This is a genomic window from Algoriphagus marinus, from assembly GCF_001936475.1.
Classification (GTDB): domain Bacteria; phylum Bacteroidota; class Bacteroidia; order Cytophagales; family Cyclobacteriaceae; genus Algoriphagus; species Algoriphagus marinus.
In genome coordinates this window covers 147,344-160,152 of record NZ_MSPQ01000006.1, presented here as the reverse complement: position 1 = coordinate 160,152, position 12,809 = coordinate 147,344, and the positions used below count along the sequence as shown (strand labels likewise).

12 protein-coding genes and 1 tRNA gene are annotated in these 12,809 nt (G+C 39.1%); 3 read left to right on the top strand and 10 right to left on the bottom strand.

Annotated features, from left to right (window positions below; translation table 11 throughout):
* Positions 1–64 precede the first annotated feature (64 nt).
* The 4 genes from BVC88_RS11205 to BVC88_RS11190 all read right to left on the bottom strand — a co-directional run bounded on the left by BVC88_RS11205 (position 65) and on the right by BVC88_RS11190 (position 1,310).
* The gene (locus BVC88_RS11205; RefSeq protein WP_075350776.1) at positions 65–367 is read right to left on the bottom strand and encodes a GIY-YIG nuclease family protein; all 303 of its coding nucleotides are present in this window, start codon (positions 365–367) and stop codon (positions 65–67) included.
* Positions 368–477: 110 nt separating this feature from the next.
* Positions 478–780 (bottom strand): GIY-YIG nuclease family protein, encoded by a 303-nt coding sequence (locus tag BVC88_RS11200; protein WP_075350775.1) that lies wholly within the window; start codon positions 778–780, stop codon positions 478–480.
* A gap of 111 nt (positions 781–891) precedes the next feature.
* Positions 892–1,194, bottom strand: a complete 303-nt coding sequence (locus BVC88_RS11195) for a GIY-YIG nuclease family protein (RefSeq protein WP_075350774.1) — start codon at positions 1,192–1,194, stop codon at positions 892–894.
* Between the two features lie 42 nt (positions 1,195–1,236).
* A tRNA-Ile gene (locus BVC88_RS11190) sits at positions 1,237–1,310 on the bottom strand.
* 102 nt (positions 1,311–1,412) lie between these two features.
* Here BVC88_RS11190 and BVC88_RS11185 point away from each other — a divergent pair.
* On the top strand, positions 1,413–2,042 hold the full coding sequence (locus BVC88_RS11185; protein WP_075350773.1) for an HAD family hydrolase: 630 nt from the start codon (positions 1,413–1,415) through the stop codon (positions 2,040–2,042).
* Positions 2,035–3,144 (top strand): site-2 protease family protein, encoded by a 1,110-nt coding sequence (locus BVC88_RS11180; protein WP_075350772.1) that lies wholly within the window; start codon positions 2,035–2,037, stop codon positions 3,142–3,144. The genes BVC88_RS11185 and BVC88_RS11180 overlap by 8 nt, the downstream gene beginning before the upstream one ends.
* Before the next feature lie 16 nt (positions 3,145–3,160).
* On the opposite strand, the gene BVC88_RS11175 is transcribed toward BVC88_RS11180, so the two are convergent.
* The 6 genes from BVC88_RS11175 to BVC88_RS11150 form a co-directional block, all read right to left on the bottom strand.
* A complete protein-coding gene (locus BVC88_RS11175; protein WP_075350771.1) occupies positions 3,161–3,457 on the bottom strand; it encodes a rhodanese-like domain-containing protein in 297 nt (98 codons plus the stop codon).
* A 5-nt stretch (positions 3,458–3,462) separates the two neighbouring features.
* Positions 3,463–5,298 carry a T9SS type A sorting domain-containing protein gene (locus tag BVC88_RS11170; protein WP_075350770.1) on the bottom strand — a complete coding sequence of 612 codons (1,836 nt, stop codon included), beginning with the start codon at positions 5,296–5,298 and terminating at the stop codon, positions 3,463–3,465.
* Positions 5,299–5,302: 4 nt separating this feature from the next.
* Positions 5,303–6,043: a PASTA domain-containing protein gene (locus BVC88_RS11165; RefSeq protein ID WP_075350947.1), complete on the bottom strand. Its 741-nt coding sequence runs from the start codon at positions 6,041–6,043 to the stop codon at positions 5,303–5,305.
* 146 nt (positions 6,044–6,189) lie between these two features.
* The gene (locus BVC88_RS11160) at positions 6,190–9,264 is read right to left on the bottom strand and encodes a M43 family zinc metalloprotease (protein WP_075350769.1); all 3,075 of its coding nucleotides are present in this window, start codon (positions 9,262–9,264) and stop codon (positions 6,190–6,192) included.
* Between the two features lie 12 nt (positions 9,265–9,276).
* Positions 9,277–9,525 carry a NifU family protein gene (locus BVC88_RS11155; RefSeq protein WP_075350768.1) on the bottom strand — a complete coding sequence of 83 codons (249 nt, stop codon included), beginning with the start codon at positions 9,523–9,525 and terminating at the stop codon, positions 9,277–9,279.
* Positions 9,526–9,533: 8 nt separating this feature from the next.
* Positions 9,534–10,628: an Mrp/NBP35 family ATP-binding protein gene (locus tag BVC88_RS11150; protein WP_075350946.1), complete on the bottom strand. Its 1,095-nt coding sequence runs from the start codon at positions 10,626–10,628 to the stop codon at positions 9,534–9,536.
* 161 nt (positions 10,629–10,789) lie between these two features.
* Here BVC88_RS11150 and dnaG point away from each other — a divergent pair, with 161 nt between their 5' ends.
* Complete coding sequence (dnaG, locus tag BVC88_RS11145; RefSeq protein ID WP_075350767.1) at positions 10,790–12,727, top strand: DNA primase; 1,938 nt, start codon at positions 10,790–10,792, stop codon at positions 12,725–12,727.
* Positions 12,728–12,809: the final 82 nt, after the last annotated feature.

Below are 12,809 nucleotides of genomic sequence, written 5' to 3'. Positions count from 1 at the left end.
AAGCCATTCGAATTAACGGATTGCTTGTGGGCCCAATGGAATCTGCTGATAGCTATCGGAGGAGTCAGTTGCCTTTATATTTCACCTGAAGTTTGGCAGCGATTTCGGGATATTTTTTCAGGTTTTGGATATAGACAGCAGATTTCATTCGCTTAATATGAAGTTCAATATTTCGTGCTTGGGATAAAGAATCACATTCAATAAAATGAAATAGCGTCCAATCACCTGCTTTTTGGGTAAAGTTGAACTTACTATATTTTTTAGCGATATGGTTTTCTAGTCTTTCTTCAACACTGAGGGAAGTCAGTCCTATATAGAATCGGTTAAGTGATTCTGAATAAAGGATATATACAAAAAAGTTATTCATGATTGAATATAAAAAAAGCCATTCGAATTAACGAATGGCTTGTGGGCCCAATGGAATCTGCCGATAGCTATCGGTACAAGTACCTACTGCTCCGATAGCTATCGGAGGAGTCAGTTGCCTTTATATTTCACCTGAAGTTTGGCAGCGATTTCGGGATATTTTTTTAGGTTTTGGATATAGAAAGCAGATTTCATTCGCTTAATATGAAGTTCAATATTTCGTGCTTGAGATAAAGAATCACATTCAATAAAATGAAATAGCGTCCAATCACTTGCTTTTTGGGTAAAGTTGAACTTACTATATTTTTTAGCGATATGGTTTTCTAGTCTTTCTTTAACACTGAGGGAATTCAGTCCAATATAGAATCGGTTAAATGATTCTGAATAAAGGACATACACAAAAAAGTTATTCATGATTGAATATAAAAAAAGCCATTCGAATTAACGAATGGCTTGTGGGCCCACTTGGAATCTGCCGATGGCTATCGGTACAAGCACCTACTGCTCCGATAGCTATCGGAGGAGTCAGTTGCCTTTATATTTCACCTGAAGTTTGGCAGCGATTTCGGGATATTTTTTCAGGTTTTGGATATAGACAGCAGATTTCATTCGCTTAATATGAAGTTCAATATTTCGTGCTTGGGATAAAAAATCACATTCAATAAAATGAAATAGCGTCCAATCACTTGCTTTTTGGGTAAAGTTGAACTTACTATATTTTTTAGCGATATGGTTTTCTAGTCTTTCTTCAACACTGAGGGAAGTCAGTCCTATATAGAATCGGTTAAGTGATTCTGAATAAAGGATATATACAAAAAAGTTAATCATGATTGAATATAAAAAAAGCCATTCGAATTAACGAATGGCTTGTGGGCCCACTTGGAATCGAACCAAGCACCTACTGATTATGAGTCAGTTGCTCTAACCGAATGAGCTATAGGCCCTTTTCCCTTAAAACTCAATTTTTAGCCTGATTTGGCTTTAAACCTTGGTTTTGGGAGTGCAATGTTACATATTTGAAGGGATATTCACAACCCCAAATTCGAATGAAAAAAACGCTAGACGCGGACTTTTTAATTTTTGATCTAGGTAATGTCATCATTGACATAGATTACCGAGGCTCGATCAACCGAATAAAACAGGAGCTTCCAGAGTCAATTCACTCTAAAGTCGACACCTTTTATCTCACTGATTTTCATAAAGAATACGAAAAAGGAAGGATAAATTCTTCGCAGTTCAGAGATGAGGTTCGCAGTTATTTTGGAGTGGATTGGGAAGATCAAAAAGTTGACTTTTTATGGAATAGTTTACTCGGAAAAATTCCTGAAGAAAGATTAAAATTGGTTAAAAAACTTAGAGAAAATTTTCAGGTAGGAGTTCTTAGCAACACAAATCTCATTCATATTCTCGGGGTAAATGAAATCTTGAAGGCAGATCATGGATTGGATAATTTTGATCCGATATTTGACTGGGTGTTTTTGAGTCATGAAATGGGATTGTCCAAGCCAAGTCAAGAGATCTACGAAAAAATGGTTAATGAATTACATACTACTGCTGATCGGGTGATCTTCTTCGATGACTTGGTAGCAAATGTAAACGGTGCTCGAGAAGTAGGTATTCAGGCAGTTCATGTGACTGGACCTCAGGTTATTTTTGACTACTTCAAAGATGTATAGCGGCAAAGAATACCTAAAACACGGTCTGTTATTTATAGTCACTTTAATCTTCACCACTTTTGCCGGAGGGGAATGGGTCTATGGCAAATCCATCATTGCTTCAGGTGATGATTTTCTTACTTTGGAATATTTCTGGAAGTCGATGGCTTATTCCATTCCATTTATAGGAATCTTGTTGATTCACGAACTGGGGCATTTCTTTACCTCCATTTACCATAAGGTAAAGTGTACCCTGCCTTTCTTTATTCCAGGCTGGCTTGGGTTTATTGGAGCTCCTTCAATAGGTACTTTTGGAGCGATAATCCAGATGAAAGGCTTTGTGAATAGCCGTAAAAAATTCTTTGATATAGGAGTTGCAGGCCCTTTGGCGGGATTTGTGATCGCAGTCGGAGTGTTGGCCTATGGATTCATGACCTTGCCTGAGTCAGAATATATTTATTCCATTCATCCTGAATATGCAGACCCTGACTTTCAAGGTTATGGAGAGGAAGTGTTAGAATTTGAATTGGGTGATAATTTATTATTCAATGGGATGGGGAGACTTTTGGCTGATCCCAATAGACTTCCTGAGATGTCTGAAATGATTCATTATCCCTATCTTTTTGCTGGTTATTTGGCCTTGTTTTTCACTGCACTGAACCTGCTTCCTATAGGCCAGTTAGATGGAGGCCATGTGATTTTTGGACTATTCCCGGGAAAGCATCGTGAAATATCATTGACGACTTTCACACTATTTATAGGGTATGCCGGTATAGGAATTATTAGCCCGTATTTACCCGCTGAAGAACTGATTTTTCGAATTCCCCTTTACTTGGGATTTCTATATATCTGTTATTCCAAATCCGGGTTACAACTACAGTCTCGAATTGCTTTAGTTTTATCTTTGGCAGCGTTTCAATATGCGATTGCCTTTTTTAAACCTGACTGGGAAGGCTATCAAGGATGGTTATTTTATAGCTTCTTACTTGGAAGAGTGATGGGAGTGGCACATCCGGAAGTGTCGGGCCACCAGCCATTGGATAAAAAAAGGCAAGCCATAGGTTGGCTCGCCATTATAATTTTCATTCTTTGCTTTTCTCCACGACCCTTTATTTTCGAGTAGGGAGGGAGAAGAGTATTTACATATTTCGATAAGCCATTAGGCCACCAAGTGTATTTCTTACCTGAGTAAAACCCTTAGAGGTTAAGAAATTTTTAGCGTTTCCACTTCGTGCTCCTGATCGACAATGGATGATAATTTCGGAGTTTTTATAATCTTCCAATTCATCCAGCCGGTTGGGTAATTCACCCAAGGGGATGTTTTTTGCGCCTAGATTATCCTCTTCATATTCCCATTCTTCTCTTACATCGAGAAACAAGAATTTGTCTTTATTGTCTAATCTTTTTTTCAGGTCCTGTACAGTGATATCTTCCATAAGTTTTATTTAACTAATATTCTGAATGATTCAATTCCATTTTCTCGAGCGACATTAATAATATAAATCCCAGGTCGCTGTCCTTTAAAATTAACAATTTCTCCTTTGGTTGTGAGTTCTCGCTCCAAAAATATCTCTCTACCGAAAGAATCGAAGATCCTGATCTGGCCAAAAGCTCCTTCTACATTTAAGAAATTCCCAACTGGATTTGGAAAAATTCTCAAATTTTCATCAGGAATCTCACTTTCCTCAAAGGGTGCAGATAAGCTAATATGTGGGCGGATCATCAGCGAACCCTTCACTTCTTCATTTTGTGCCCAAGCTCCTGCCACATTGTAATAAATTCTGTCACCAAAGTCATTTGTTTTGTTTAAGCCGACAAAAATGAAATCATTGGTAAACTGAGCAAATCCAATATAATATGTCCCAGTGACCCTGATATTGGTATCCAAAGAATAGTAGATGAATTGTTCGTTTGCCTCCTTTACCGGTATCAAATCTTCTCTTCTGAATATCGGGTCTTCATCCAGTTCCTTCCAGATATAAATATCAATGGCTTGATTAGCCTGTCGAGGATTGGTGAAATTTATAGAAATACCTTTAATGAAAACTTCTTCGGGTGTTTGATATTCTACTGCCAAAAATCCTGATTTCTGGTTGATTCCTGCCGCATAATCTGCAGAGCCATTATCATAAGCAAAGAAATCACGGACCGGAAAATAGGAGCTAACTGTATCGTTTGCTCTAAAATCGACGTCCTCAAATCTCGTGGTATCTCCGGCTATTATTTTGAATAAAAAATCGTCTCCCGAAGTTAATTCAGTAATAATTTCCAGTTCAGTTTCTTCGCTGGGAACAGGAAGTCCATCAAAAGTTCTGCTTTCAAAAACACGTCGCTCATTTGAGTTTGGCACAGGGTTGAAAGGGGTATTTGCGTTAATTGTAAAGCTGGTATTGTCTGTAGAATCAATAGCTAAAATGGTGTATTCCATTGCTCGAAATCTATTCTCAAGGTTTAAGAATTCATTTTCAACAGCGGACCATTCTCCAGTCTGATTTCTTTCCAATAATGCCAGAGGGTAAGCACCAAAATCTGCTAATCTAAGCTCATTTCTTCGGGTTAAACTTCGGTCGGGGAAATTGATTTCATTTTCAGACCTCCCAGAATTAAAAAAAACATAATCCACTAACCAGCTGTCGAAAGGTCCGGAAAGTCTGCCTTGCGTGAAAAATCGAAACTGGAAATTTCCGTGCTGGAAGTCAGGGGTTACTTGAATCGACTCCTGAGTGAAACTTTCCCGGTCTAAGGATACTCCTCCGAACTGTCTCCATACTGTTACCCAATTTCCTTCTGTATTTAAGAATTGAAGGATTAACTGATCACTTTCATCCGGTAATTCTCCTCTTCCACCAGCTTGCCAAAAGAAACTAAGGAAAATGCTGTTTCTATCTATTTGGTTGGTGGAACTAAGGTCAAATGGTTTGGAGGTCACTTGGTCTGCATTTCCTTGTTCGGTCTGTTGCAAAGAGTAGGGGCTTCCATTTTCATCTACTCCATCAAAAAGAACCATGCCTATGGAAGGAGCATTTAAGCCAATAGTTTCCGTATAGGAAGTGCCTGAAAAAGTCCATTTTAATGTATCCAAACCTCCGGAAAAATCATCCCAAAAAGGGAGTCTATTTCCATTTAGAATTCTACTCCCGAATTCATTTGGTGCATAAGACTTTATTTTGGTATTTGGAATTGGAGCAAACTCCACAAACTGGGCTTGAGCCAGATTTACGATTCCCAAACTCATGATGAGTCCAAGTAATCGAACTATGTGAAGTCTAAATTCCATTTAATTAAAATTTTTCTTTCGAAATCCAGATTTCAATCAACTCGCCAGTTTTGACTTGCATATCTGAAGTAGGAGACTGTTTAAATACTTTTCCTGAAGGAACGGTGTCATTTTCAACAAAGTATTTTTCGCCAATTCGAAGGCTTGATCCCAAAATCAAAAACTCTGCATCAATTTCATCCATTCCGATCAGGTTAGGGACAGTCAAAATTTGATTTCCAAGGCCATCACCTACAGTTAGGTCTATTCTGGCCCCTTTTGGAATTTCTGCTCCCTCCTTGATATCCACACCTTGGTATTTTTGTCCTAGTACCACATTGATCCCAATATCCGGCACATAGATGATCTCACCACGTTCCAGTCCCATATTTGCTAATATTTCCTGAGCGTTTTTAAGTGGATTATTAATCAGATTTGGCATTTTGAGCATCGGTGCATTTCGAGCGTTAAGCGTAAGGTAAATCCTTCGCCCACTTTTTACCTGACTATTAGCCTCAGGGATTTGCTTCAAAATTGCCAAAGGCTTTTCATCCGTACTGAAACTTGAGTCTACAGAAACCTGATATTGTAAGCCTGAATTGGAGAGTATTTCGACCCCTTCGTCAAAGGTATATCCTGATAAATCCGGAACAGATACTGTTTCGCCATGATTAGTGTACATGGGGAGATACACTTTTAAAAAAAGGAAACCTAATAAAATGGTCAATCCAAAAATGATGGATAGTGTGATGATTATTTTTTTCAAAGCCTTATGGAGTGGTACTCGTTTGAAATTAAGTAAGCTAAAGATATTGGGAATTTTGAATCCTACCAACGAAGGAGTTTTCAAAAACCGATAATTTCACCTTTCAAAAAATAAGCCGAAGTGGTTTTCTTCGGCTTATTTTGACTTTAATTAATAATTAATCTCCTGGTATCCCGGACGGTATCACTAGTAATTTTAATGATAAATACTCCGGGGGAAAATAGTGAGGTGCTGAAGGAATAGGTTTGGTTTAAAGTATTTGGATACTCAATTTCCTGAACCACAGCTCCAGTACTGGAAATGATTTGTATGGTTACTGTTTCCAGTCTAGGTAGGTTAAATGCGATATTAAAGATTTCTGTTGCGGGGTTTGGATATAATATCGTCATGCCCTCAGAAGGAATTACCGGATTCGGATTAGCGCTTAGGAAAAGTTCGATATTGTCTAGGAAGAGTGGAGAATCTGTTTCTGAACCTCCTTCAAGAACGAAAGCCAGACGAACTTGATTTTTACCTACCCCTGCAAATTCTGTGAGGTTTACATATTTCCGTATGTAGTCGTTGACATTGTTTGGGTTTGCCTCGCCTACCGCTACAGTAGAAAGTTCGGCTCCTGTGGCAGACCACACTTCAATATAATTCTCTCCTGCATTGTCACTGGCGAGGAGTTTTAATTTTGTTTGTGGACTTACCTGCCCTACGGCATAGTCGAAGAAAACACTTGCTTGACGACTGACTGTCAAATCAAAAATCTGTGTTCCTAACCAATAGGAATTCTTATCCTTTAAAGTTTGGACTCTCGCGACATTGCTAGGACCATTCCCATTTGTGACCGCAGATACTGTCCAAGAAGTAGAATTTTCTTGTGGATTTATCGCTAGCCAAGGATTGATTTGAGAGCTATTGTTGAAATTCTGTCTCCAAGGGACAATTGTAGTTGATCGATCTTCGAGCGCATAAGATCTATAGCTATCTGCGTTCCCAGCGTTTTGATCGAAATTAGGCTCAAATACAGTGAAGTCTAATCTGTTTACACCTTCTGTCGTGGTATTATCTCCCGTAAGATTAAAGGTGTCGCCGCCACTTACAGCATTTCCGCTTGCAATAAAGGTTTGAGTAGTAGCTCCATTTGTACTTCTGGAAAACAGGAATTTAGAAACTGGAAGATTCCCTGTGTTTCTCAGCTGGATAATTTCATTTTCATGTGTCCCGTCAGAGATAGGAGCAGGGACTAGTAACTCCTCAATTTTCAATTCGTACTTCAATTCTTCTGTCGGAGAGATTCTAATATTTTTTAGATAAATATTATTTCCGTAGGCATTCTCATTAATGATTGCTATTCGTACTGAACCGAGGTCTGCATAGGGTGCAAGATTTACAATTTCAGTTCTAAACTGACTGGACTCCGTAGGGATAAATTCATCCAATAATGCAGCGGAGGTTTCTAGGCGCTGACCACTCTTCGAATATGTGGAATTTGCGATATCGAATGTATTGCCGCAATCCTGAGAAACTGCCACGATTAATTTGTCTTGAAAACCTTGCTGATTGTAAGGGGCATGGGCCATTTCAAAAACCAATTGGGCATTGGGGAATTCACTTAAATTAATGATCGGAGAAATAAAATAATCAAGCTGCCCAGGGCCTTCATATTCATAGTTTCGAATATAAATCATCTCCTCTGTCTCACCGGATATCTGCAAGGATGTTCTTTCCCATCCAAAGTTGTTGTCAGGGTTTTTGATTGTCCATGGAGTTGGAAAGTCGGAAAAAGAAAATGTATAAGGTAGATCTATTGAGCTCTGTAAAATCGGATTTGCAGTTTTTACATTGTTATCAGCATTCTGATCAGCTTGGTCATTCACTTGCGTGATTCTAAATTCAATTGCATTTTGATCAGCAACTAAATTGAAGGAGTTAAATGAAAATAAAGCACTTTCTCCGGTTGTCAGTGAAAAAGTGAATCTTTTACTTTCAATCAAATTTCCATTCTGACGAAGTTCCACTCTTCCTGAAGTAAGTAGATTATTACCTGCATTCAAAAGCTCAATTTGTGGATTGATTACAGTTCCACAAGCAAAGTCTGAAGGTTCAATTACTCTTGAAATAGCTAGATCAAGATCAACTAAGTCTGGAGAAATTGTTGCCCGATTATTTACTAAGGTTACTCTTCTTGGGCTGTTAGCCAATACCACATTGAATCTTTCGATTTGACCTTTGGTGAAAAGATTCATACAAGCATCAGGAGTGTAATCCATGTAGTTCTGAATCATATCATTGGAATCACAACTGAACCGGGAAGGATTTGCAGTGCATGAATTGTTGGAATTATCCTGAAGTGGTGTATCTGTCACAAAATCATCTACCCCACATCCACCATCTCCCCAAATATGCCTCAGACCAAAATAATGGCCTACTTCATGAGTTGCAGTTCTACCTAAAGAGGCTGAAATTGCACTTCCTCCCACACCAAAAAATCTGTAATCAATCGTTACTCCGTCAGTAATGCTAGAGAAAGGCGGGAAATTTAATCCTGGTAAATCTGACACCGGAAAAGAGGCGTAGCCAATAAACGGCTGAACAAGAGGTACAACCCATATATTCATATAAGTTGCAGGATCCCATTGGGATAATTGACCTAAAATTGTGGCATCGTCTGGGGAATAGCTGGTTTTAGTACCTTGGACACGAACTATTCCGTCTGTAGGCAATCCTGAAGGATCTTGTTTTGCTAGGACAAACTCAATATTTGAATCACCTGCTGCAGGAAGGAATTCTGCTGGGGTTAGGCTTGCATCGGCGTTTAATCTTCTAAAGTCCTCATTAAGGATTCTGATTTGTTCTTCAATCTGGCTTAGTGGAATATTTGTTCCATTGCCAATATCTTGGCCATTATGAATAACGTGGACTACCACTGGGATTAATCTTACTTCTTCATTGATTTTAGCTAAAATCTGTGGTTGACTTTTAACGATATCAATTTTTCCCTCAATCCAAGACTCAAAAAATGTCTTTGAGCCAAAATACCCCATTTCCTTCTCAAGTTTTGCTTCGAGAATTCCATGACCACATTTTTCATTGTGATCATGGGTGGTAGTGTTGCTAAGATTTCCTGTGACGTTAACAGTTTGGAATTGCTGCGCATCAGCTTCACTAAAAAATATAACTAGTCCTAAAAATAGGAAAATGGTTTTTTTTAAAAACCCAAACCGTTTGTTCATCAAGAGGAGAGATTAAGCTTCTGTGAGATTAACTGCTTCTACTCTGACAATTTCGGGAATAGCTCTTTTTATTGCTTCTTCTACACCAGCTTTTAATGTCATGGTAGACATTGGGCATGAACCGCAATTCCCAAGCATTTCTATTCTAAGAACCCGATCTTCAGTCAACTCTACTATCCGAACATTCCCTCCATCGGCCTCCAGATAAGGTCTTATGGTGTCAAGTGCGAATTCTATTTGTTCTCTTAGTTCTGTTGTCATTTTTTCAATTATCCTTTTATCTCTACTACCTCGGTTTTGCCTTGTGAGGCATTTCTTATGGCAACTTGGCTTGCTACTGCTTGTGCCAAAGTCATGTATGCATCTTGGGTTAATCCTTTTTTTATCACAGCCGGAAACCCGGTGTCTCCGCTCTCGCGGATGCTTTGAATAATTGGAACTTCTCCCAGAAAAGGCACACTGTACTTCTCTGCTAATCTTCTACCTCCTTCTTTGCCAAACAGGTAGTATTTATTGTCAGGCAGCTCTTCGGGTGTAAAATAAGCCATATTTTCAATAACACCTAAAACGGGAACATTAATTTGTGGCTGTCGGAACATTGATAATCCCTTATTAGCATCTGCAAGAGCGACCTTTTGAGGAGTAGTCACGATTACAGCGCCGGTCACAGGTAGTGTCTGAACCATGGTCAAGTGGATGTCGGAAGTTCCGGGAGGTAAATCGATAAGCAGGTAATCAAGTTCACCCCATTCGACATCCGAAATGAATTGTCGCAATGCGGAACTCGCCATTGGTCCCCTCCAAACCACAGCACTATCTGTTGGAGTTAAAAACCCTATGGACATCAGTTTTACTCCATATTGTGAAATAGGAATAATCGTATTCTTTTCTCCAATTTTTTTAACAGCAGGCTGCTCTCCTTCAACATTAAACATAGTGGGAATGGAAGGTCCAGAAATATCTGCATCTATTAGTCCCACTTTTGCTCCAGATTGTGCAAGGGCAACAGCCAAGTTTACGGCCGTTGTAGACTTTCCTACACCGCCTTTACCAGAGGCAATCGCGATAATATTTTTTACCTGCGGAAGGATCGGTGTTGCATTTCTGATCGTAGTCACTTCAGAGGTCATATTCAGCTCCCAGTTGATGCCTTTCCCAAAGTCTTTTTCCAATTCTTCAAGGCAATTATTTTTGATCACCTCTTTAAGAGGACAAGCTGGAGTGGTGAGTACGACATTGAATCGAACAGTATTTCCCTCTATTTCGATTTTTTGAATCATACCAAGGGTGACTAGATCTTTTTTCAAATCTGGATCTTGTACTCTTGAAAGGGATTTTAGGATTGAGTCCTGTGTTAATTGCATGGGTAATGTGGAAATTTTTCGCAATTTAGAGCATCTCATGCTCTTTATGAAGCGACATTTAAAATGTATGAGAATTAAACTTAGGGATAGAGGAAATAGTTCTGCGAGATTTCTCTAAGATTAAATCGCCTAGCGATTAACTTTGTTCTAACAAATAATTTATGGGAATCAGTAAGCTTACCACGGATAAGGTTAAAGAACGCATGGACATCGCAGAGGTGGTGGGTGATTATGTCCCTTTGAAAAAGAAAGGTCAAAACCTTTGGGCTTGTTGTCCATTTCATGGTGAAAAAACACCTTCCTTCTCGCTTTCCCCGGCCAAGCAGATTTATAAATGTTTCGGTTGTGGTAAGGCCGGTGACCCGATCCAATTTATAATGGATATCGAGGGAGTCGGGTTTCAGGAAGCGATCCGACACCTTGCCGGAAAGTACGGGATCGAGGTTGAAGAAGATCAAGATCGTACTCCAGAACAAGATCAGGCCCAAAATGAGCGGGAGAGTCTTTTTATTGCTCTAGGTTTTGCTAGAGATTTTTTTGTCAAGAATCTGCAATCTGATGAAGGAAGATCCATCGGTCTGAGTTATTTCAAAGAGCGGGGCTTTACACCTTCTATCATCGAGAAATTCGACTTAGGATATGCTCTTGATGGATGGGATAATATGTTGAAAGCTGCAAAGTCAGCAGGTTTTCAAGAAGATATCCTTTTAAAGGCCGGCTTGGTCCTGCAAAAGGAAGGAGATCCTTCGAGGATTTATGATCGATTTCGAAACCGGGTAATTTTTACCATTCACAATATCAGTGGAAAGCCAATAGGCTTTGGCGCGAGGATTCTTACGAAAGACAAAAACCAACCAAAATATATCAACTCCCCTGAAACACCAGTTTACCACAAAAGTGATGTGCTGTACGGGATGTTTCAGGCTAAAAAAGCAATTCGGGACAAGGATAACTGCTTTTTGGTAGAAGGCTATACGGACGTGGTTTCCATGCACCTATCCGGCATAGAGAATGTGGTGGCTTCTTCTGGAACCTCTCTCACCGACGGGCAGATTAAATTGATCAAGCGATTTACCAATCAAGTCACAGTTCTTTATGATGGAGACTCAGCAGGGATTAAAGCATCGCTGAGAGGGATTGATTTGCTTTTGGAAGGTGGGCTTAATGTCAAAGCGGTGGTTTTTCCAGACGGAGAAGATCCCGACAGTTACTCTAGGAAGGTTGGTTCTGAAGCATTTCAGGCTTATTTGGCTGCAAATAGTCGTGATTTTATAGGTTTTAAAATTGGACTCTATCAGGAAGAATATGCAAAAGACCCCATTCGCAAGGCAGAGGTAATCCGAGAAGTGGTATTGAGTATAGGCAAAATACCCGATCCAATTATTCGATCGGTCTATGCTAAAGAAGCTTCAAATTTATTGGAAATTGAAGAGGAGATTATTCATGCAGAATTGAATAAATCTATTCTAAAAACACAGAAAGATTTTTACAATAAGCAGAAGCAGGAAATTGAAGCAGAGGAGGCAATTCAAGAAATCCTTCCTACAGAAATTGAAACCTCTTTTGAAGAGATTCTTCGAATTCAAGAAAGAGAAATGGTTCGGATATTGGTGAATTATGGGACCCAAAAGCTGTCTGAGCAAGAAATTTCCTTATCCAGTTACCTTTTGTCTGAGACAGAGGATTTAGAATTCAGTACTCCGGTTTATGCTCGTTTGTTGAAACTTTATAGATACGCATTAGTGAAAGGACTAATTCCAACAGTGGAGTATTTTATTGGCTTAGGAGATCAAGAGATCCAAAAAGAAGTGATTGATTTGGTTACTATGCGCCACGAAGTATCAGTTCATTGGGCCGACAAGCATCAAATCATTATTAATAAGGAGTCGGATGATTTATCATTGACAGGTTACAAAACCATATTGAGGCTCAAGCGGAAAATGGTTCAGAAGATGATGGAGGAAGCAAAACTGAAACTGAAAAACGCGGAATTGGAAAAATTACCTGACCAACAAATAATTGGTTTTCAGGAACTTTATTTTGAATTGAAAAAAGTCCAATTGGAGATTGATAGAGAGCTGGGAATAGTGATTGGTTGATACCAAACTTTATTTGGTGTAATCCTGTTTTAAACTGAAAGCGTGTAAATTTGCACCTCCAATTAGAAAATGTAAACCCAAG